This window comes from Deinococcus misasensis DSM 22328 (genome assembly GCF_000745915.1).
In the GTDB taxonomy this organism is placed as follows: domain Bacteria; phylum Deinococcota; class Deinococci; order Deinococcales; family Deinococcaceae; genus Deinococcus_C; species Deinococcus_C misasensis.
Genome location: NZ_JQKG01000002.1, coordinates 161,493 through 181,014 on the forward strand (window position 1 = coordinate 161,493; position 19,522 = coordinate 181,014).

21 protein-coding genes are annotated in these 19,522 nt (G+C 58.1%); all 21 read right to left on the reverse strand.

Going from position 1 to position 19,522, the window contains the following annotated elements:
• Nucleotides 1-16 precede the first annotated feature (16 nt).
• The 21 genes from Q371_RS02490 to Q371_RS02590 all read right to left on the reverse strand — a co-directional run bounded on the left by Q371_RS02490 (nucleotide 17) and on the right by Q371_RS02590 (nucleotide 19,370).
• Entirely contained in the window at nucleotides 17-1,255 is a 1,239-nt protein-coding gene (locus Q371_RS02490) for a PP2C family protein-serine/threonine phosphatase (RefSeq protein WP_051963100.1), read from the reverse strand.
• Entirely contained in the window at nucleotides 1,252-1,686 is a 435-nt protein-coding gene (locus Q371_RS02495; protein WP_034335576.1) for an ATP-binding protein, read from the reverse strand. The genes Q371_RS02490 and Q371_RS02495 overlap by 4 nt, the downstream gene beginning before the upstream one ends.
• Nucleotides 1,687-1,751: 65 nt before the next feature.
• On the reverse strand, nucleotides 1,752-2,075 hold the full coding sequence (locus Q371_RS02500) for an anti-sigma factor antagonist (RefSeq protein WP_034335579.1): 324 nt from the start codon (nucleotides 2,073-2,075) through the stop codon (nucleotides 1,752-1,754).
• A 57-nt stretch (nucleotides 2,076-2,132) separates the two neighbouring features.
• The gene (gene glgX, locus Q371_RS02505) at nucleotides 2,133-4,487 is read right to left on the reverse strand and encodes a glycogen debranching protein GlgX (RefSeq protein WP_084571181.1); all 2,355 of its coding nucleotides are present in this window, start codon (nucleotides 4,485-4,487) and stop codon (nucleotides 2,133-2,135) included.
• Entirely contained in the window at nucleotides 4,484-4,816 is a 333-nt protein-coding gene (locus tag Q371_RS02510; RefSeq protein ID WP_034335582.1) for an anti-sigma factor antagonist, read from the reverse strand. The genes glgX and Q371_RS02510 overlap by 4 nt, the downstream gene beginning before the upstream one ends.
• A 24-nt stretch (nucleotides 4,817-4,840) precedes the next feature.
• Nucleotides 4,841-6,673 (reverse strand): AGE family epimerase/isomerase, encoded by a 1,833-nt coding sequence (locus Q371_RS02515; RefSeq protein WP_034335585.1) that lies wholly within the window; start codon nucleotides 6,671-6,673, stop codon nucleotides 4,841-4,843.
• A 34-nt stretch (nucleotides 6,674-6,707) separates the two neighbouring features.
• Nucleotides 6,708-7,109 carry a VOC family protein gene (locus Q371_RS02520; RefSeq protein WP_034335588.1) on the reverse strand — a complete coding sequence of 134 codons (402 nt, stop codon included), beginning with the start codon at nucleotides 7,107-7,109 and terminating at the stop codon, nucleotides 6,708-6,710.
• Nucleotides 7,106-7,684: a DJ-1/PfpI family protein gene (locus Q371_RS02525; protein WP_211253789.1), complete on the reverse strand. Its 579-nt coding sequence runs from the start codon at nucleotides 7,682-7,684 to the stop codon at nucleotides 7,106-7,108. Before Q371_RS02525 ends, Q371_RS02520 begins: the two co-directional genes overlap by 4 nt.
• The gene (locus Q371_RS02530; RefSeq protein WP_034335933.1) at nucleotides 7,681-9,198 is read right to left on the reverse strand and encodes a GMC family oxidoreductase; all 1,518 of its coding nucleotides are present in this window, start codon (nucleotides 9,196-9,198) and stop codon (nucleotides 7,681-7,683) included. The genes Q371_RS02525 and Q371_RS02530 overlap by 4 nt, the downstream gene beginning before the upstream one ends.
• A 2-nt stretch (nucleotides 9,199-9,200) precedes the next feature.
• Nucleotides 9,201-9,605, reverse strand: a complete 405-nt coding sequence (locus tag Q371_RS02535) for a nuclear transport factor 2 family protein (protein ID WP_051963101.1) — start codon at nucleotides 9,603-9,605, stop codon at nucleotides 9,201-9,203.
• Between the two features lie 13 nt (nucleotides 9,606-9,618).
• Entirely contained in the window at nucleotides 9,619-10,455 is an 837-nt protein-coding gene (locus Q371_RS02540; RefSeq protein WP_051963102.1) for an MBL fold metallo-hydrolase, read from the reverse strand.
• A gap of 4 nt (nucleotides 10,456-10,459) precedes the next feature.
• On the reverse strand, nucleotides 10,460-11,218 hold the full coding sequence (locus Q371_RS02545; protein ID WP_034335591.1) for a DJ-1/PfpI family protein: 759 nt from the start codon (nucleotides 11,216-11,218) through the stop codon (nucleotides 10,460-10,462).
• Complete coding sequence (locus Q371_RS02550; protein WP_034335594.1) at nucleotides 11,211-11,645, reverse strand: hypothetical protein; 435 nt, start codon at nucleotides 11,643-11,645, stop codon at nucleotides 11,211-11,213. Before Q371_RS02550 ends, Q371_RS02545 begins: the two co-directional genes overlap by 8 nt.
• Nucleotides 11,642-12,496: an MBL fold metallo-hydrolase gene (locus tag Q371_RS02555; protein WP_034335598.1), complete on the reverse strand. Its 855-nt coding sequence runs from the start codon at nucleotides 12,494-12,496 to the stop codon at nucleotides 11,642-11,644. Before Q371_RS02555 ends, Q371_RS02550 begins: the two co-directional genes overlap by 4 nt.
• Nucleotides 12,497-12,514: 18 nt before the next feature.
• Nucleotides 12,515-13,678, reverse strand: coding sequence for a cation:proton antiporter (locus Q371_RS02560; protein ID WP_034335601.1), 1,164 nt, complete (start codon nucleotides 13,676-13,678; stop codon nucleotides 12,515-12,517).
• 3 nt (nucleotides 13,679-13,681) lie between these two features.
• A complete protein-coding gene (locus tag Q371_RS25145; RefSeq protein WP_051963103.1) occupies nucleotides 13,682-14,539 on the reverse strand; it encodes a nuclear transport factor 2 family protein in 858 nt (285 codons plus the stop codon).
• A 51-nt stretch (nucleotides 14,540-14,590) separates the two neighbouring features.
• Nucleotides 14,591-15,013 carry a hypothetical protein gene (locus Q371_RS02570; RefSeq protein ID WP_034335604.1) on the reverse strand — a complete coding sequence of 141 codons (423 nt, stop codon included), beginning with the start codon at nucleotides 15,011-15,013 and terminating at the stop codon, nucleotides 14,591-14,593.
• A 6-nt stretch (nucleotides 15,014-15,019) separates the two neighbouring features.
• Nucleotides 15,020-16,699: a thiamine pyrophosphate-binding protein gene (locus Q371_RS02575; protein WP_034335607.1), complete on the reverse strand. Its 1,680-nt coding sequence runs from the start codon at nucleotides 16,697-16,699 to the stop codon at nucleotides 15,020-15,022.
• 4 nt (nucleotides 16,700-16,703) lie between these two features.
• Nucleotides 16,704-17,531 carry a type 1 glutamine amidotransferase domain-containing protein gene (locus Q371_RS02580; RefSeq protein ID WP_034335610.1) on the reverse strand — a complete coding sequence of 276 codons (828 nt, stop codon included), beginning with the start codon at nucleotides 17,529-17,531 and terminating at the stop codon, nucleotides 16,704-16,706.
• A gap of 529 nt (nucleotides 17,532-18,060) precedes the next feature.
• On the reverse strand, nucleotides 18,061-19,038 hold the full coding sequence (locus tag Q371_RS02585) for a zinc-binding dehydrogenase (protein ID WP_034335613.1): 978 nt from the start codon (nucleotides 19,036-19,038) through the stop codon (nucleotides 18,061-18,063).
• A gap of 68 nt (nucleotides 19,039-19,106) precedes the next feature.
• On the reverse strand, nucleotides 19,107-19,370 hold the full coding sequence (locus tag Q371_RS02590) for a hypothetical protein (RefSeq protein ID WP_034335617.1): 264 nt from the start codon (nucleotides 19,368-19,370) through the stop codon (nucleotides 19,107-19,109).
• Nucleotides 19,371-19,522 lie beyond the last annotated feature (152 nt).

The window sequence follows — 19,522 nt, forward strand, 5'->3', positions numbered from 1 at the left end:
CCTCTCCTTGTGGGTGTTAGGGATTGGGGGACCTGCGCACCACCATCATGGTGATGTCGTCAAATTGCGGGGCGTCCTGAATGTGGTCTTTCAGGGCGGCTTTGAAGCTTTCCATCAGGGTGTGGGCCGAGGTGATCTCCCCTTTCAGCATTTCGGTGACCCGGTGCATCGAGAAGAATTCGCCGTTGCTGTTTTTGGCGTCGGTGACCCCATCGGTGTAGGTGAAGAGGGTGTCGCCGGGGTGCAGGGTTTCCTGTGCAATTTTGAAGTTCGCGCCGGGAATCATGCCCACGGCAGGTCCAGTGGGTTTCAGGAGCACCTGTGTGCCGTCTGCCCGCACGATCACCGGAGGGTTGTGACCGCCGTTCACGTAAATCAATTGCCCGGTCTGGGGGTCAAAAATCCCGAAGAACAGGGTCACGAAGTACCCGGTTTCCCCGTGGTTCTGGGTCATGTAATTGTTGGTGCCGCCCACCGCGTTTTGCAGGGCACTGGTCCCGATGCGGGGCAGGGCCTGACGGCCTTCCCCTTTGAGCCCAGAGAGCCACACCTTGTCGTCTGCGCCCGAGTTGGTGTTGGGGTCCGCCCACGACAGGGAAATGTTTTGTTGCGCTCCTGCACGAATCAAAGTGCGGAACAGGGCCATGAAGATGGCGGCTGGCACCCCTTTGTCGCACACGTCGGCCATCACGATGCCAATCCTTCGGCCATTGAGCAGTTCGAAGCTGTCGTAGAAGTCTCCGGCCACTTCGCGGGCGGGTTTGAAAAATGCGCACAGTTCCCATCCGGGCCGCTCTGGGAGGGTCTGGGGCAGGAAACTGAGCTGGATGTCCCGGCCAATTTCCACGTCCCTTTCGATCAGTTTGAGTTCCACCTGCCGGGCCACGTCCTGAGCAGACACCCTGAGGTTCAGGTGGTCCCGGCGCGCCTCGATCTGGGCCTGCACCAGTTCCGGACTGAATGGGGGCAGCAGAAACGCCCGACCTCCCCTCTGGAAGTAAGGGGTGAGTGCCCCCGGATCTTCGGCCCAAGCCACGGCATGGGAGAGCAGGTGTTCGGACAGGGTGGCCACCAGAGGGTCATCTGTTTTCAGGGGCACCACCACCGGACAGTGCTCTTGTTGCACCTGTGCCTCTGCTTCCGTGGCCTCAGAGACGTGACGCACGGTGTAACCGGCATTTTCCAGATGGCTGATGGTGCTGTGGTCCAGCGGGTTTTGCAGCAAAACCACGGTGGGGAAAGGCTGCTGGGTCATGGGGTCTCCCCTTTCGGGCGGTGCATCAAAAACATGTTGCGGTTGATGTTGGCCACCCGTTCGTATGAGAAGCGGTCCACCCCCCGGATGGTCAGGAACAACCCCAGCCCACCGATGGGACGTTCTTCCAGAGGTTTTTGCAGTTCCTCTTCACTGACCGGTTCGGTTTCAAAAGGGTTGTAGGGCACGGCGGTGTCCTCCAGGGTGATCATCAGGGAGTCGTCGTCCATGTCGGCGTACACGTAAATCTCTCCGGTGAGTCCCATTTCTTCGTAACCGTGGGTGACGATGTTGGTGGCGATCTCATCCACGGCCAGACGCAGGCGATAACTGGATTTGCGTTCCAGTCCAGCCTGACGGGCGGCTTCCAGCACAAAGTCCGCGATGGGGTCCAGACTGTCGAGGGTCGCAGGCAAAACCAAAGGTTCCATAGACCTCCTTGCAGGTCGGGGAGAAACCAGAGGGGAAAACCAGAGGCTTCCCCTCTGGCAGGTCCTCAGGCGTAGGACTCGACGATTTCCACGCTGTGGTGAAACCCGGTCATTTCGATGGTTTCACGCACCCCTTCCTGAGGGGCCACCAGCACAATCGGGATGCCTGCCCCGGCTTTCTGCTTGGCGAACACCAGAGCGCGAAGCCCTGCGCTGGCCATGTATTCGAGGTCCTGCATGAGGATCACCAGTCGGGCCACTGGCTCTGGGGTTGCAAACACCTCTTCGATGGCGCTTTTGAAGGCAGGGGCAGCAGCAGCATCAAGCTGTCCTGAGAGGGTGATGACGGCATCCTGATTGCGGTGTTCGACTTTGACGTCCATGGACATGGGGTTTCTCCTTGAAAAGGGCGGGCCAGCACCTTGAGCTCTGGCCCGAGAAGGGACTCAACGGGGGGCTTTGCCAACCAGAATGGCCACCGAACGGGCACCCATCCAGAAGGCACGCTGGTCTTTCAACCAGACTTCTTCACCGGGTTCCACGCTGGGGGTTTCGGCTCCGGTGTTCACAAACACATGCCACTGCCTGCCCTGAGACAGGTACGGCAATTCGAAGGCGTGGTCCTCCCAGTGCATGTTCATCATCACGTAGAGGTCGTCGTCCTGCAGGGTGCCTCCACGGGCGTGCTTGCCACACAACATGAACGCCAGCGTTCGGCTGTCGTGCGACCAGTCCGGACTCCATGCCCGTTCTCCGTGGAAGCTGATGTCCGGGTAACCGCTGCCCACGTAATCCCGGCCCGAGAGGTGCCAACGGTTGCGCAAAACCGGGTGCAGGTGACGGAAGCGGTTGAGGCGTTGCACAAAGGTGAACAGGTCGTGGTTCTTTTCCAGCAAAGACCAGTCCATCCAGTTGAGGTCGTTGTCGTGGCAGTAGGTGTTGTTGTTGCCCCTCTGGGTGCGGCCAATTTCGTCGCCCATCAGGATCATCGGGATGCCCTGACTGGTCAGGAGCATGGCAAAAGCGTTTTGCATTTGCCTGCGGCGCAAGGCCAGCACCCCGGCGGCGTCGGTGTCCCCTTCGATGCCACAGTTCCACGATTCGTTGTCGTTGGCCCCGTCCCGGTTGTCTTCGCCGTTGGCATGGTTGTGTTTTTCGTTGTAGGACACCATGTCATGCAGGGTGAAACCATCGTGGGCGGTGATGAAGTTGATGCTGGCGGTGGGTCCACGGGAACTGTACAGGTCAGGCGAACCTTGCAAGCGCATGGCCATGTCGCCCACCTCTCCGGGGTTGCCCTTGAGGAATTTGCGCACGGTGTCCCGGTACTTGCCGTTCCATTCGCCCCAGCGTCCGTATGCCGGGAAACTGCCGACCTGATACAGCCCTCCGGCATCCCACGCTTCCGCGATCAGTTTGGTTTTGGCCAGAATCGGGTCGTGCGCAAGGGTTTCCAGAAGGGGCGGGTTGGAGAGCGGAGATCCGTCCTGTGCCCGCCCGAGAATTGCGGCCAGATCGAAGCGGAACCCGTCAATGTGGTACTCGCTGACCCAGTACCGCAAGCAGTCCAAGACCATGTTGCGCACCACCGGGTGGTTGCAGTTCAGGGTGTTGCCGGTGCCCGAGAAATTGAAATAGTACCCCTCGGGGGTGAGCATGTAGTAGGTCTGGTTGTCGAGGCCCTTCAGGGACAGGGTGGGTCCCTGCTCGTTGCCTTCGGCGGTGTGGTTGAAGACCACATCCAGAATCACTTCGATGCCCTGCTTGTGGCAGGCTTTGATCAATGCTTTGAGTTCATCGACCTGCATGCCTTTTTTGCCGGTGGCGGCATATCCGGCTTTGGGGGCAAAGAACCCGAGGGTGGAGTACCCCCAGTAGTTCAGGTGGTCGATGGTTCCGGTCTCGGGATCGGTGTGGCTGTGCTCGAACTCATCGAACTCAAAGATCGGCATCAGTTCGATGGCATTCACCCCGAGTTCCTTCAGGTACGGCAGTTTCTCACGGATGCCCACGAAGGTGCCCGGAAACTTCACCCCCGAAGAGGGATGGCGGGTGAAGCCCCGCACGTGCATCTCGTAAACGATCAGGTCTTCTGAAGGAATTTCCAGCTGGCGGTCTTCCTCCCAGTCAAAATCATCAAAGGAGAGTCTTGAGCGGTGCGGGTAAATGTTATCCCAGTCGGGCTTCTCTCCCCACACGTCCCGACCACTGATCACGCGGGCGTAAGGGTCAAACAGGATGCGGCTCGGGTCGAAGCGGTGCCCCTGCTGTGGGTCGAACGGACCGTCCATGCGGTAACCGTACTCCAGCGTTTCGGGGTCCAGATCAAAAACCACCATCGAGAACACGTTGCCAATGCGAAATTCTTTTGGGAAAGGGATTTCCGCTCTGGGGGTTGGTGATCCTTTGTCAAAGAGCACCAGTGTGCAGTCGGTGGCGTGGCTGGAATACACGCTGAAGTTCACCCCGTTGGGCACCAGCGTGGCCCCGAACGGCAAGGGTTTGCCTGCCCGGATGCGGTGCCCACCGATTTCGTGGGTGGGGTAAAAATCAATGCGGCTGTCCACGTTGCTGAAATCGGCATTCAGGGTCAGGGACACTGGAACAGAGGGTGCTGCAGTTGAGGTTTCAGGCTGGGTTTCAGGCAAAGCCTCTGTTTTCTTTTTGCGTGCAGGGGCCTTTTTGGGGGCAGCCTCTGGAGCACTTGCAGCAGTGGCAGCGGTGGTTTTCTTGGTGGACGTGCGCTTTTTGGGCGTCACGTCCAGACTGTCGGTGCGGTCTGAAGGGTCTTTTTTGTTCATGACAGCTTGCTGAGCCCTTCCTCCACCGTGCTGCTGGTCACGAAGTAATCCAGAAATCCGGTGGCCGACATGGTGTCGGAAATGTCTTCACTCAGACCACTCAGGGCAATCTGGCTGCCTTTGCTCTGGGCCTGACGGTACACCAGCAGCAGCATCCTGAGGCCCGCGCTGGACATGTAGCCCACCTGCCCCATGTCCAGCAGGATCTTGCCCTGTGCCGGAATCAGGGCCACCACGTTTTGTTGCACCAGAGGGGCGGTTTTGCCGTCGATGTCCCCGATGAGGGTCACGACCACCACACCCTGAACGGTGCTGGATTGAATCTCCATGTTCGACCTCCTGTGAAAATGACGTTATACGGGTTGCAGGGTCACGCAGATTTTGACGCGCTCATCGGTCTCGGGGAGGGTGACGGTCAGGGCATCTGCATCGAAGTTGCTGTAGGGCTGTTCGTTGAGGGTCACGCTGCTGATTTTCACGCTGCCGGGGGGCAGCAGGTCCGGGGCCACCCTCAGGATGTTGTCTTTGAATCCGCCGGGGATGGGTTTGAAGTGCATGTCCAGAGGTTTCTTGAAGATCAGCAGGTTGTTGTACACCGCCGAGAGGTAGCACAGCTCGGAGGAGTGGTACATCGACATGCTGTGGCTGCCTTTCAGGCGTTCGGTGCCCAGCAGATAAGGCAGTCCGTTGGCGAGGGTGTTGAAGTACACGGCTCCGTCGTCGTGGTCCAGAAACCATGCGTTGTAGAAGGCCTGAGATTCCCGGGCAATCCTCAGGTACTCCTCGTCTTTGAGGAGGCCGTGCAGGATCAGGTACGCCAGAATCCCCTGTTCCTGTTGCCACCAGGCTTTGCGGTCATGGAAGGCAAAGCGGTGCCATTCCTGATCGTCTTGTTTGACGCGCTCCATCACGTCGTACCAGCCGCCGTGCTGGCGGTCTCCGCCCACCAGAGGCATCTCTGCGGCAATTTTGCGGGCGAGGGCTTCGTACTCGGGTTTGGGGGCCTGGGTGTGCATGCGCATGATGTTCCAGGCGATTTTCAGGTTGTGGCCCACCACGCCACGGTTCTGCTGCCACATGTGCTGCTGGTCGTGGGACCAGTCTGAAAAGAATTTTTCCTGCACAAAGGGGCTGTTCTCGTAGTCCGGGAAGTACCGGGCAATGGTGTCAAAGGTGCCTTCCAGAAAGGTCTTGAAACGGGGCTCATCGGTGGCCAGCACCAGATTGATCAGGTAGGCCGGGGCGTGGTCGCCCACCGAGTTCCAGTTCTTTTTGCCTTTGTTGGGTCCCAGAGCGTCCGAAAGGGGATCCAGGGTGATCGGGTCAAGGTGGGAGTAGTATCCCCCTTTCTCCTGATCGAGGAAGAAGCGGTCAAAGAGGTCGATGGTCAGTTCGGCGTCTTTGAGGATGCGCGGGTCACCGCTGATCCGGTAGGTCTGGATGGGCCCGGCCAGAGCATAAATCTGCTCGTAGGCTGGAATGGCGTCGTAGTCATCTCCGAATTCGCTGGTGAACAGTTTTTCTTCCTTGTCGCCCTGAATGCGGATGCCGTGGTACCAGTAGACGATGTTCTCGTCCCGGTCATAGAAACGCATGTGTCCGCGCAGGTATTCGGTGCCTTTTTCAGCGATTTCCAGAAACTCATCTTCGCCAGTCAGCAGGTAAGCCGAGGCGTACCCGTACACCAACCGTGAGATGGTGTCGGTTTCCTGAATGAAATTGTCGCGGGTGCGTTCCCCGGACAGGTTGATGGTGGTGCGGTAGTTGCGGTAATCGATCTCCCCTTTGCCGAACTGTGCCCGGCGGTAAAAGTGGGCGATTTCCGAGAGTTGCTTGATCCACCAGTTCTGCTTCTCGAAGAAGTACTCATCGGCTTTGCGGCCCACGAACACCAGAAATTGCGCTTCGAAGACGTGGGTGCCGTGCTCGGGGTAGTACACCCCGTAGGCGTACATGTAGCGCCCCTCTTCCAGCATGTCGTGGATCTGTCCGGTGGCGTCCAGATAAGGATCCCCGAGGTTGCGGGCCAGATAGGCGTAGGTGTTGCCTTTGAGGTTCACCTGAAAGAACCGCCCATCACTGGTGCGCAGGGTGAACTGGTTCTGCTCGGGGTTGAACTGGGTGACGTAACCCGCAATGGTGTCCGAGAAGGTGAAGTTGATGGAATTGCCCTGAGGTGTGGTCATGGTGTCTCCTTGCAGTGCCTGATGGGTTTGAAGTTCACTGGGCGTCCTGATAGCCCTGACTGATTTCCACAATGTTGCCGTCCGGGTCACGCACCCACACGGTGCGCCATCCGGGAATGAACGCATCGAAATCCAGTGGCCCGAGGGTCACCTCTGCCCGGTCTCCGATGGTTTCGAGCACCTGATCCACGCTGTCCACCTGAAAAGCGATGTGGCGCAACACCCCTTGCTGTTTGGGGCCATCGGCCTGATGGGTGTCTCCGGTGCCTTCGGCAGGAAAGAGTTCAAGGTAACTGTCCCCGAGTTTCAGAAAGACGATCTTGCCTCCGTTTTCGAGGTCAAAAGACCGTGCGGTGTGAAATCCGAAAATGCTGCTGTAAAAGTCGATGGTGGCATCGACATCTTTGCAGTTCAGGGCCACATGGGAGAATTTCACAGTTCACCTGCCAGTCGGGCAATGATGGTGCGGGCGAACTGGGCGTGGTGCCCTCCGGTCCGTCCAGTGACCAGATCCCGGTCCACCACCACGTCCTGATCGAGGTACTCTGCACCCATGTTGATGGCATCGGCGTACAGGTTGTTGTGGGTGGTGAGTTTGCGGCCTTTCATCACCTCTGGGGCCCACGCCATCAGCCACAGTCCGTGACAGATGATGCCTTTGAGGATTTTTTCCTCCTGAAAGGCCCGTTTCAGGAATTGCACGGCGTCCGAGGGCTGGGTGACATCCGGGGTGTACCGCAAGCGGTCCGACACGAATCCAGCAGGCACGATGATCGCGTCAAAAGAACGCAGGGTTTCATCGTCCATGTCGGTGAAAGCTTCATTGACGTAAAACGGGGTGTGGAACTCGTGACCGGTGAAGGTCAGGCCCGGTTGCCCCCAGAGTTTGGAGAGGAAGTGCACTTCGGCGCCCTCCTCGGGGAAACGGCTTTTGTAGTACCAGATTTCGGGGTCGTAGAAATCCGACTCCATCAGGATGCCAATTTTTTTGCCTTCGAGTTTGGGTTTCACAGGTGCTCCCTTTGCATGAGGTCTGCGGCTTTCTCTGCGATCATCAACACCGCTGCGTGAATGTTGCAGGAGGTGGTTTCCGGCATGATGGAGGCGTCGGCCACCCTCAGGCCCTGCACCCCACGCACTTTGAGGTCCGGTCCCACCACCGCCATGTCCGAAGTCCCCATCTGGCACGACCCGCACTGGTGGTGGTAAGAGGCGGCTCTGGAAATCAGGAATTCTTGGATGTCCTCGTCGGTCTGGCAGGCCGGTCCGGGCAGCAGTTCTTCGGTGACTTTGCCCTGAAAAGCCTGTGTCTCAAACACCTTGCGGGACAGTTTCACCAGTTCCACCATCCGGTGCAGGTCTGCTTCTTCGGCCAGATAGTTGGGATCGATGAGGGGGGCCTCCAGAGGATCCTTTGACGCCAGTTTCACCGTTCCGCGGGATCTGGGCTTGGTGAGGCCCGCAATGATGGACACCGCATTGGGATGGGCGGCCCCGATCACCACATCAAAAGACAGGGTCACGAAGCCCAGCTGAAAATCGGGGGCCACCTGCTCGGGTCCAGAGCGGGTGTACAGGCAGCTTTCCGAGCGGTTGAGCCGGGCGGGTTCCAGTTCGCCGTTCCAGCCGTACACCACCCCGGTCAGCACGTGGTTGTGGAAGTTTTCGCCCACGCCGGGCAGGTCGTGCAGGCAGGGGATGCCCACCTCTTGCAGGTGCTGGGCCGGACCGATGCCGGACAGCAAAAGCAATTTGGGGGAATCGATGGCCCCTGCACTGACCACCACTTCGCGTGTGGCGTGCGCGGTGTGTTGCTCTCCGTCTTGCAGGTATTCCACGCCCACGGCACGTCCGTTTTCCAGCAGGATGCGGGTGGCCACCGCACGGGTGTGCACCGTCAGGTTCTCACGGCCCAGAACAGGCTGCAAGTATGCCGTGAAGGCACTTTCCCTTTTGCCATCTCGGATGTTGATGTGGTGCCACCCGGCCCCTTCCATCTGGGGACCGTTGAAGTCTTTGGTTCTCGGGAACCCGAGTTCCTCGCAGGCCTCAATGAAGGTCCCGGAGGCCGGGTTGGGCTGGTGCAGTCCGGCGTTGATGACCCGCATGGGGCCACCCCGTCCGGCGGTGGGGTTGCTGTCGTCTTCCTGATCTTCCAGTTTCTGGAAATAAGGCAGCACCTCCTGATGGGACCATCCGGGAGCCACTTTCGCCCAGTCGTCGTAGTCCTGACGGTGGCCCCGCACATACATCATCAGGTTCATCTGGCTGGTCCCCCCGAGGGCTTTGCCTCTGGGCTCGTCGGTCTGGCGGTTTCTCAGGTGCTTTTGCGGCACGCTGGTGTACTGCCAGTCCATTTCGGTGCCCCAGGTCAGAAACCACAGGGATGGGTCCGAAGCCACCGGCAAAGCTTCCCGGTTTCCGGCCTCCAGAAGCAGCACCCGGAATTGCGGATTTTCGGAGAGGCGGGCAGCCAGCACGCAGCCAGCAGAACCTCCTCCCACCACAATGAAATCAAAAGCCATGGTCACTCCGCAGGGCTCTGGGCGGGTTTGTTGTTCGGGTCAAACAGGGGCTTGAACGGCACAGAGTCATGGAAGTTGGCGAGGTACACGATTTTCCCCTCGTCGTTGAAACGGAAGTAATTCATCACCCCGCACTGGATTTCCTCCCCGAGGTGGGTTTTTCCGGTGATGTGGGACACCACGGCCCCTTCATTTCCGCTCACGAACAGGGTTCTGGGCTGGTTCTGGAATTCGGTGTAGCCGCCCAGCCCACCTTGCATCATTTCGCGCAGGGTGGCTCCGCCTTCAATGTGCCCGGCGAGTTGTTCGTCCATCACCATGTCATCGGCGAACAGGTCGCACCATTTCATCCACTGGCCGGAGTTGGCGTACTGGTAGTACAGTTCAAGGGTTTCTCTGGGGTCCATGGGGTTCCTCCTCTTACATCAAGCGGTAGAGCGTCATTGCCGAAAAATCCAGCAGCAACGGCAGGCGGTATTCGGGAAAACGTTCGATGAGCTGGGCCTTGAATTGCTCGGGGTCGGTGGTGCTCTGGAACACCTTTTTCGCGGCCTCCAGAAAGGTGATGCAGCGGTCAAAAATGCCCGAGTCGGTGGGTTCGCCGTGACCGGGAATCACCAGTTCGAACCCTCTGGTTTTGAGGTCCTGCAAGGTGTCCAGCCAGCCCTCGAAGCACAGCACATCTCTTTCCGGGCCGTGCAATTCTCCAACGAACAGGTACACGTTGTTGTACACAAGGTCCTGAGGGAGCAGGGTTTTGAAATCTGGCAGTTCCACCATCAAGTTGGTGATGCATTCGGCTTTCTCGATCTTGTGGAACACGAACTGCACCCCATCGATGGTCACGGGGCCTTCAGGGAGGGTGTGTGCAGGCACGATGGCATGGTCGGGAATCTGGTCTCCGAACTCGGGTTTGCGCAGGCCAATCCAGAAATCCCCGAGGGCACCCAGTTGCTCCTGCACTTCTTTCAGGGCATAGAGGGGCAAATCCTGAAATTCTTCGATGCCAAACCAGTGGTCCGGGTGCATGTGCGACACCATCACCCGCTCAATGGGTTTGTTGAGGCTTTCGGCGTACCTTCGCACCTCGCGGGCGTATTTGCGGGTGAGCTGCACATCCAGAACCACCACACTGTTGGGGGTTTCGATGATCTGGGAGCGCACAAATTCGCCATCCATCGGGCTGCAGTAACTGTGGATGGACACGGTTTCATTGCGGAAGATGTCGATGCTGCCATGAAAAACCGGAGGGGTCATCAGGTCACCTGCTGGCCAGCACTTCGACCAGTTTGTCCCCGAAAGCGATGGACGATTCCACCGACAGGGCCGTCACAAAAGGCCAGTCGTATTCCACGCAGGGCTGTTCGCGGTTGGCGTTGTGGTCGGAAGTCACATGCCCCTCGGGTCCCACGGCGTCTTCCACGATCACCTGCAACGGGAACACAAAACCTCGGGTCACCAGATTGGTGCCCTGGTTGTCCCCATCTGTGCCGACCAGATCGTAGGTCATGTCGTCTTTGAAGTCCCACTCTTTGGGGTGGGCACACACCCGCTTGCCCTGAATGATGCTCTTGCCGGTCTCGGGGTTGCGGGACCACACGAAACACCCCACGGCGTAACACAGTGCGCCCATCATTTTGTCGCTCTGGAAGGCTTCGGTGAGCAGGTCATGCACGTTGGGGTTGCCCACCAGATCCAGAGCCGATCCCGGCCCACCCACAATCACGATGGCGTCAAAGTCAGCCATGCGGGCATCCTGAATTTTGATGGGGTTGTCCCACTCCCCGTTTTTCAGGAGTTCGTGGGTGCGGTCCACCACCTCTTGCGGATTCACATGGTAGTTCTGGAAAGGGTCAATGAAATCCGGATTCATGCTGATTTGCATGGGAAGCGGTTTGAGGCCCTTGTGTGTGGCCAAGGTCAGGTCATGTCCAGCTTTTTTCAGTGCATCCCATGGGGCCTGCAATTCCTCGGCCCACAATCCCACATTCGAGGCCAGCACCAGCACTTTCTTACCCATGTGTTCCCCCTTCTTCCCCAATGGGAGTGAGCGATTTGACCACGTAACGTTGAATGCGTGCCTGTCCGTTTTCCCCTGCCACCACAGTCCACTCCTGCACGGCCCGCATGGCAATGCGGGTGCTGAAGGGGGCGGGGGCTTTCCATTCGTGGGCCTTCCATACCACGGTGACACTCAGGTTTGCCCGGTCCTCTTGCACCTCCGTCAGGACCTCCTCGACAATGTGCTCCTGATCGAAAAAGGTGCTGGTGACGGTGCGGTACCACCCTTCAAATTCCTCAGGGGTGGTGAGGGTGCTCTCGGGAAACTCCATGTGCAGGTGCTCCAGGTCCAGCAGAGGCAACATGCGCACCATGGGGCGGTGCTCATTCAGCCCGGAGAACCACAGTTGCACCAGTTCTTGAATGGCTGTGTCCGTGAGGGTCATGTCGGGTCCCCGAGGGTTTTCCAGACCCTTTCGATGCCCTGAGGCAGTTCATACCCGAGCAGGAAAAACAATTCTTCGGTGGGTTGCAGCGCTTTCATGCTGCCCATCACCATGCCCACCGTGGCTTCGCTGACCGGGCTTTCTCTGGGCAGGTCTTTGATGGTGTCGATGAAGTGCTGGAGGTATTTTTTCTGTTCTTCCAGATCCCCATGGGTGGCTGGAGAAGTGCCGTGTCCGACGTAAATTCGGGCATCTTCACGCAGTTGTTTTTGCAGGCGTTCGATGATCTGGATCCAGTGAATGGCGTGACCGTCTCCAAAAAAGGCGTGGGTGTGGTTGCAGATCACATCCCCAATGAAAGCGTGCTGCACCCCATCCACTTCGCAGAGCCACATGCCATCGTGGTCGGATTCCCCCGGCCCGAGGTCCGAGAATGTGAAGTCGATGCCTCCAAAATTCAGGGTCTGACCGTCTTCTACCACCTGATTGGGGAAGGTGCGTTCATCGGGAAAGTCATCCCCGAGGTACTGTTTGCCCCCCTGCCATTTGGTTTCGTCTTCGTGGTGGGCAAAGTCGATGCAGCCCTGTGAGGCGTAACGGGGAAGGTCCTGAAAGGACACCAGTCCGGTGAAGTGGTCAGGGTGGCCGTGGGTCATCAGGACGGCACGCAGCGGTTTGCCCAGAGATTCGGCTTTCTGCCGGAGTTCCTGAGAACTGGAAATCGCTGCGGTGCCATCAATCACCACCACTTCGGTGGGGGTCTCCACCACGTAGGCGTTGACTGCGCTGGGCAGCACCGGGAAACGTCCGCGCACCAGATGCACTTTGAAGTCTGTCGTTGTGTTCGTCACAAAGCCTCCTTTTGCCTGTCAAATTCGGTAATTGCCTTGCACTTGCATGCTGCGTTGCAGCCCGTAAGCCTTCAGGGCCAGAGGCACGGTCAGGGTACAAAGCCACACCACCAGCACCAGAATGGAAAACCAGCTCTGGGAAATCATTTGCAGCCCCAGAGCCGTGGAGAGCAACACCAGATCAATGCCTCCACGGGCATTCAGACTGATGGCTTGCAGGGTGCTGTCCCGTCCGGTGCTGCCCTGCAAACGGGCCACCGTCCAGAGGGTCAGTCCTTTGCCCAGCAAAGCCAACAAAGTCAGCAACAGGACCCAGCCGAGGTCCTGCCAGACCACTTGCACCTGTGCCCCCACCGCCACGTAAAACAACGGTGACAGCACCGAAAACCCCCACACTTTGAGCTGCGCCAGCAACCATCCGTTGGAGCTGTGCACCAGCAAAGGTCCCATGAAGACCCCTGCCAGAAAGGCCCCCAGCACAAAACCCAGCCCGGCCTGATCGGACAAGACCACCAGCAAAAACAGACCGATCAAGAGGGGAAGCAAGCCTTTCTCGGGGCTGCCTGCGTTGCTGGCCCGGGCGGCTTCTTGCTGTGCCCATCCGACCACTTTTGGAAACAGCCACAGTCCGACCCCGAACAACAGCAGGGGAAAGAGGGCAAACCCACCTGCTCCTCCGCTCACGGCCTGATTGAGGCTGAAGGTCAGCATCACCAGCACGATGGTCAGGGCTGCAATGCCCAGCAAGGTGCGCCCGAGTTGCGAGTCCAGCAGTTTCAGGTCCACCACCAGACGGCTGGTGGTCACCAGTGCGGTGTTGCCCAGCACCAGAGCCCCCATCAGGGAGGTGTTGTGGCCCAGACCGGCCATGCTCAGGAGACCGTAGCCCGAAAGTGCAGGCACCAGAAAACCCAGCATGGCCAATGGAAGCAGCCGTTTGCGGTCCTGCAAGAGGGCTTTCAGGTTCAAAGTGGCCCCCACCGCCACCAGCATCAGGACCACCCCGAAAGCACCGAGGGTTTGCAGCATCTCGGGGTGGTGCAGCAGACCGGCCCATCCCAGCAGGACCCCGAGCAGCAGTTCACCCAGCATGGGGGGATACCCATGACGCAAACACACCCGACCTGCTGCCCACGCGGCCATCAGGCCAAGGAGCAGGGCAAGCCAGGGGGTGTCGGTCATGGTTTACTTGCCCCTCAGTTGTTCGAGCAGTTCCAGATCGTTCTGGTTGACGTACAGGGTTTTGATGCGCTCCCCTTCAAAGACAAAAATGTCGATGCCCGAGTCGTGCACCTTCCGACCGGAAGCTTCGATGCCCAGAAAGGTGTCCGAGTGGGTTCCTGTGAGGCTCCAGAGGGCAGCCACCTGATGTCCCTGCGCGAAATCCTGCTCAACCTTGAAGTGCACATCTGGAAACACCGTCCTCAGGCGGGTCACGAAACGCCGCATCGCTTCATGGCCTTGCAGGGGCACAGGTTGTGTCGGGATGATGAACTGGAAATCCTCGGTGAGGATCTCCTCGATGGTCTCCAGACGGCCCTCATTCATCAGTTCTGTGAAGTAACGCCTTGCAGTGTGCAGGTGTGGCTCTGAATCAGCAGGGTTTTGGGTGTGCCCGAGTTGCCTGAGGAGGCCCCCCACGTCTTCACGCACGATCACCTGCTGGATTTTGCCGTGCTGCGCCTCCACCCAGAGCATGCCTGTCACAGAGCATTTCTGTCCGGAAGGGGGAAAGGTGCCTGCAACCGTGTGCAGGTCCTCCCCGAGGTGCCTGCCGGACCTCTGGATGTGCAGCAGGACCCGCTCGGGGTGACACACTGCACCGGTGATTTCGATGTGGTGGTCCGGCAGGGCCGCCTGCCAGCTTTGCAGGTGTTGTTCAAACCCTGCCACAGACAGCGGATGCCGGGCGTGAACCGGGAAAGACAGGGTGGCCTGCTCGGAGAAAGGGACATCCCTCAGGTGTCTTTCCCCATTCAGCCACTGCACCAGTCGGTACGCCAGAGAAGATGCATTCAAAGTGGATCCGGTCTCAGCAGTCATGCCTCTCCTGAAAAAAGAAATTCAAAGCTTGAAGTTCAAAGGTTTAAGGGATCACAAAGTGGCCGAACCGGGATGGAAGTCCAGTTTGTCCACGATGTAGGTCTGGATGCGGGGTTTCCCATCGCCATCAGGGACGACCACCCATCTCTGGTGGGCATCGGTGACGATGCGTTCAGATTTCGCTGCTGGAGGTTTCCAGACACTGGCCTCCCACTGCACCACGATGTCCACATCGGCATGGGAGGGGTGCAAGTGCACCTCCACTTTTTTCAGCAGGTGCACCTCATCAAAGAAGATGCGCAACACCCCCTGATACCAGCCTTCAAACTCGGCCAGAGAGCGCAAAGTGGCCTCGGGGAACTGCATTTCCAGCCCCTCTGGGACCAGCATCGGGAGCATTTCGATCATCGGGGCATGCACGTCCAGGTTGTGGTACCAGTCTTTGACGAGTTGTTGAACCTCAAGTTCTTGCATGAAAACCTAACTTTCTGTGAGCACCAGATCGATGAGGAAAGGGCCGTTGTGGGCCAGCATCTGCTCGATGGCAGGTCGGATGTCTTCGATGCGCTGAACTTTCAGGGCCGGAACGTGCATGCCCTGAGACACCTGTGCAAAATCAATCACCGGAGAAATCAGTTCGAAGGACTTCGGATGGCCGTGGGCCTCGATGCCCTGCTCTTTCCAGTACTGGTCGATGTTGTTTTTCAGAAGCTGGTAGGCCCCGTTGTTGCACACCACAAACTTGGCCGGAATCTGGTGGTGCACCGCGGTCCAGAGCGCCTGAATGGTGTACATGCTGCCCCCATCTCCGGTGAACGCCACCACGGTGCTGTCCGGGCGGGCCAGCTGGATGCCCAGCGCACCAGGAATCCCCACACCCAGAGAGCCACCTCGGGTCTGGAAGAAATGGCCGGGCTTTTCGGCAGGCAGGTACCGGTTGAGGGCCGGACTGCTGGTGAGGGCCTCATCGAAAAGAATGGTGTTCTCCGGGGCAAGTTCTGCGAGGGTTGCGGCAAAAGCTGCCATGGTGGCATGCCCTTTTTGCATCTCCTCTTGATCCCGGTTTTTCTGCTCTTGTTCCTGACTGAGTTTTTTCTGCTGGTGCAAACGGGTGCGTTCATGGGCAGCGGTTTTCTGTTCTGCACCCATGTGCACGTTCAGCAAACCGGCCAGCACCCCCAGAGCCGAACGGGGATCGCCCAGCAGGGCCAGATCCACCTCGAAGTTCTTGGCCATTTCGTAGGGACTCAGGTCAATGTGGATGATGCGAGCATCTTCTGCGAAAGGACGTTTCAGCGAAGGGAAAACCTCTGGAAAGAGGTAGGTTCCGCTGACCAGAATCACATCCGCGTCTTCCACGATGCGTTTGCTGGTCTCTCCGAACATGTGTCCGGTGAGGCCTGCAAACAGGGGGTGACTGGCAGGCAGGTTGACTTCGCTGGAGTTGACCCCCCAGACGGGTGCACCCACCGCTTCTGCAACTGCGGCCAGTTCTGCCTGTGCCCCAGAGAACGCAATGCCGTCCCCCATCAGGATCAAGGGGTTTTGTGCAGCAGCAAGCCAGTTCGCAGCTTCCTGCAATTGCTCAATGGGAGGGGTGACTTGGGTGTGCACGGTGGTGGTGGGCCGGATCTCCTCGGTGATGGGGGCATCCAGCACATCCATCGGCAGGCTGATGAACACCGGACCGCAAGGTGGGGTGGCGGCAATTTTGATGGCCCGACGCAGCACCCTGAGCAACGACTGGGGTTCGATCACTCTGGTGGCGTACTTGGTGACCGGACGGGCCATGGCCACCAGGTCCACCGCCATCTGGGCATCCATGCTGTCGTACTGGGTTCCGGCCTCTCCGGCAATCACCACCAGAGGGGCATGCCCCCGCATGGCCTGATACAGCATGCCGATGCCGTTTCCGACCCCCACACTGGAGTGCAGTTGCACCAGAGCCGGGTGGTTCAGGGCCCGGGCGTACCCATCTGCCATGGCCACCGCAATGGTTTCTTGCAGGGTGAGGATGTATTTGAAGTCCGCGTAATCTTCGAGGGCGTCCAGAAAGCCCTGTTCAACCGTTCCGGGGTTGCCAAACATGTAGGGCATGCCATCGAGCATGAACTGCTCGATGATGGCATGCCTTCCGGTTTTCACAGAAGGCGGGGTCATGGGATTACCAGCCGAACCGGGTGAGGCCTTTTTCGAGGACTTCCACCATCTTCTGTCCGGTCAGGTAGGAATCCGGGGTGGAGCGTCCGGTGATGAAAGGGAAATCCACAATCACCGAGGTTTCTTTTCCGAAGTTGCCAATGTATGCCCCATCTGGGCCGGTGGCATCGCGCAGGATGTACTCCAGAGGGTAAGGGGGTGGGCCCATGTTGAAGTCGGTGCCCAGGAATCCCGTGCCGTCTTTGTAGTCGTATTCCTTGCAGTGCCCGGTGACCCGTTTGCCCCAGATGATGCTCTTGCGGTTTTCCCAGTCGCGGGCGAAGGCCAGACAGGCCACCCCGTAACATTCGGCACCAATGGGTTTGGATGAGCCATGAAAGCCCAGAATGATGTCGTGCACCCGTTCGTTGTTGGCGAGGTCCACGATGGGACCGCTTCCGCCCACGATCAGCACAGCGTCGTAAGTGTCGGTCAGTTCTTCCACTCTGGCATCGCGGGCCTTGTAGTAGGCTTCCATTTCACGCAGGAAATTGGGGGAAGCATAATAAGGCCGCTCAGGGAGCATTTCTGCAATGCTGAGGGGGTTGTCCAGTCGGGTGGTGGCTTCAAGGGCCTTCACCTTGTCGGCCACTTCCTGAGAGGTGACGCTTTTTCCCAGAGGGGGATCAATGTACTCGGGGTCCATGCTCGGGGGGAGGGCATGGGCACGTTTTCCGGTGGGGGTGGCAAAATCCACTTGATAGCCTGCTTGATCGAAGGTCTCCAGAGGACCGATCAATTCTTCACCCCAGTAACCATGCTCGGAAAGGATCACCAAAATACGCTTGCTCATTGCACTCCTTTCGATGACAACACAAAAACCAGAAACCAGAGGTCCAGCTTGGGAACAACGCAAGGGGATGACGCAAGAGAAGAAGAATGAGAGGTTGAGAAGAACGCAATGAACAGTATAACACTGTTCATTCAGGAAGACATCAGGAATCTGAGGGAAAACCCAAAATTTGTTTCAATTCTTACTGACTTTATGAGGCAAGGACCCTTGCAGACCTTGCAATCTCAGGAAAACCCCCAACGCCACACAAGGAAAACCGGGGCTTTTTGGACAGGGTAAAAAAAGACTTACAGGCCTGTTTCCAGAGCTGCATTTCTGTGGTCTTTTTTGTGGTTCTGCGTTTGTCGGTGAGACGAGAAGGTTCTTCTGAATCCTCTCGCCTCAAAAACCCTTTTCAGAGAGACAACCTCTGGTGCTTCTGTCAGATGCTTTACTGCGTTTAACAGTGAAATAGAAGGATTCAAAAGAATCCTTCTATTTCAAACAACACGACCTCAAGCATCAACCTCTTGTTTCTCTGTCAAATGCTTTAAAGTGTGGCCACCACTTTTCCAAAAGGCACTTCTCCAGCCTTGAGTTTGATCAGCCACTCTGGAATTTCTGGCAGGCCAATGTGCTGTGAAATCAAGACCTTCACTTTGCCCTGAACCACCATGCTGGACAACGCCTCACCCATTCTGGAAAGGTCCCGGATCGCAGCATCGTCTTTGCGCACATGTGCACCCCCCAGCATCACTTCATGGACCTTGATGGGATGGCCGAGTTGCTGAACCGCTTCAGGCTCGGGTCTCCCTGCGATGAAAGCCAATTGACCTGAGGGGCGCACCATTTGCAGCCCGAGGGTGCTGCTGGCCCGACTGACGGTGTCCAGCACGATGTCCACACCTCCAGCAGAAAACTGCAACACCTGTTCCACCATCTGCTCGGGATCCCGGTAATCGATGACCTCATCTGCACCCAGAGAGCGCACCAGTTCATGCTTGGCTGGACTGGCTGTGGCAATCACTCTGGCCCCCCATTGATGGGCAATCTGGACGGCGAAACTGCCCACCCCTCCGGCCCCGCCCTGCACCAGCACCGTCTGACCGGCTTGCAGGTTGCAAAACCGCACCAGCGCTTGATAAGCCGTCAAACCTGCACACGGAAGGGCAGCCCCTTCTTCAAAAGACATTTCGGCAGGCAAGACCGTGACTGCCCGGTGGTCCACCAACACCTGTTCTGCAAAGCTGCCTGCACGGGTCAAATCACCATGGTAAAACACCCGGTCACCCACCTGAATGCCCTGCACCTCAGGTCCCACTTCCAGCACCACCCCTGCCCCGTCCACACCGGGCGTGTGGGGGTAAGTCCAGCTGGGGTGTCCATGGGTGGACAGTTTGTAATCCACTGGGTTCAGGCTGGTGGCTTTCACTTCGATGCGCAAATCCCCAGGCTTCAGGTCTGCAAGGGTGCTCTGGCCCAACTTGAGGTTCTGGAGGCCGGGCTCGGTCAGCAAAATGGCTTTCATGCTTTGACCTTAAAACACTGAACCCATCCCATGTGTGAAGGGCTCACGTTGTGCCCGCTTTCTGACGGTCACAACTCGCCTTTGAGGACCGCTTCAAAAACCAGCCCCTTGCCCCTCTGAAAGTCTGACAGTTGGGTCAGGGCGTCAATGGTCGATTCCAGCAGAATCAGTTCTGCACGCAACATCTCCAGGGTTTCACCATCCTGATGAAGGTGGCTCTGGTAGTCCAGAGGGGAAAACTCTTGCAACTTGTTGAGGTAGCCGACCAGCACCGCACGTTGCAACTTCAAATCGGCGAGGGTGGAAGGGTGGGTTCGGGTCTGGGGTTTCATGGGTCACGCCCCTTCTGGTGGAAAACCAGCCAACCCTGACAAAGCAGGGTGATGTTGATGTCAGATTCAGGACCGGAAGCTCTGCTGGACCACAAACCAGCATGTTTTGATTTTACCCCATGAGAACGCCAAAAAACATGAAAAACAAAAAG

Excerpts from the sequence above, each read along its gene's own strand:
- Q371_RS02490 (WP_051963100.1), bottom strand. The coding sequence starts at position 1,255 with ATGACCCAGCAGCCTTTCCCCACCGTGGTTTTGCTGCAAAACCCGCTG.
- Q371_RS02495 (WP_034335576.1), bottom strand. The coding sequence starts at position 1,686 with ATGGAACCTTTGGTTTTGCCTGCGACCCTCGACAGTCTGGACCCCATC.
- Q371_RS02500 (WP_034335579.1), bottom strand. The coding sequence starts at position 2,075 with ATGTCCATGGACGTCAAAGTCGAACACCGCAATCAGGATGCCGTCATC.
- glgX (WP_084571181.1), bottom strand. The coding sequence starts at position 4,487 with ATGAACAAAAAAGACCCTTCAGACCGCACCGACAGTCTGGACGTGACG.
- Q371_RS02510 (WP_034335582.1), bottom strand. The coding sequence starts at position 4,816 with ATGGAGATTCAATCCAGCACCGTTCAGGGTGTGGTGGTCGTGACCCTC.
- Q371_RS02515 (WP_034335585.1), bottom strand. The coding sequence starts at position 6,673 with ATGACCACACCTCAGGGCAATTCCATCAACTTCACCTTCTCGGACACC.
- Q371_RS02530 (WP_034335933.1), bottom strand. The coding sequence starts at position 9,198 with ATGGCTTTTGATTTCATTGTGGTGGGAGGAGGTTCTGCTGGCTGCGTG.
- Q371_RS02535 (WP_051963101.1), bottom strand. The coding sequence starts at position 9,605 with ATGGACCCCAGAGAAACCCTTGAACTGTACTACCAGTACGCCAACTCC.
- Q371_RS02540 (WP_051963102.1), bottom strand. The coding sequence starts at position 10,455 with ATGACCCCTCCGGTTTTTCATGGCAGCATCGACATCTTCCGCAATGAA.
- Q371_RS02545 (WP_034335591.1), bottom strand. The coding sequence starts at position 11,218 with ATGGGTAAGAAAGTGCTGGTGCTGGCCTCGAATGTGGGATTGTGGGCC.
- Q371_RS02550 (WP_034335594.1), bottom strand. The coding sequence starts at position 11,645 with ATGACCCTCACGGACACAGCCATTCAAGAACTGGTGCAACTGTGGTTC.
- Q371_RS02560 (WP_034335601.1), bottom strand. The coding sequence starts at position 13,678 with ATGACCGACACCCCCTGGCTTGCCCTGCTCCTTGGCCTGATGGCCGCG.
- Q371_RS25145 (WP_051963103.1), bottom strand. The coding sequence starts at position 14,539 with ATGACTGCTGAGACCGGATCCACTTTGAATGCATCTTCTCTGGCGTAC.
- Q371_RS02570 (WP_034335604.1), bottom strand. The coding sequence starts at position 15,013 with ATGCAAGAACTTGAGGTTCAACAACTCGTCAAAGACTGGTACCACAAC.
- Q371_RS02575 (WP_034335607.1), bottom strand. The coding sequence starts at position 16,699 with ATGACCCCGCCTTCTGTGAAAACCGGAAGGCATGCCATCATCGAGCAG.
- Q371_RS02580 (WP_034335610.1), bottom strand. The coding sequence starts at position 17,531 with ATGAGCAAGCGTATTTTGGTGATCCTTTCCGAGCATGGTTACTGGGGT.
- Q371_RS02585 (WP_034335613.1), bottom strand. The coding sequence starts at position 19,038 with ATGAAAGCCATTTTGCTGACCGAGCCCGGCCTCCAGAACCTCAAGTTG.
- Q371_RS02590 (WP_034335617.1), bottom strand. The coding sequence starts at position 19,370 with ATGAAACCCCAGACCCGAACCCACCCTTCCACCCTCGCCGATTTGAAG.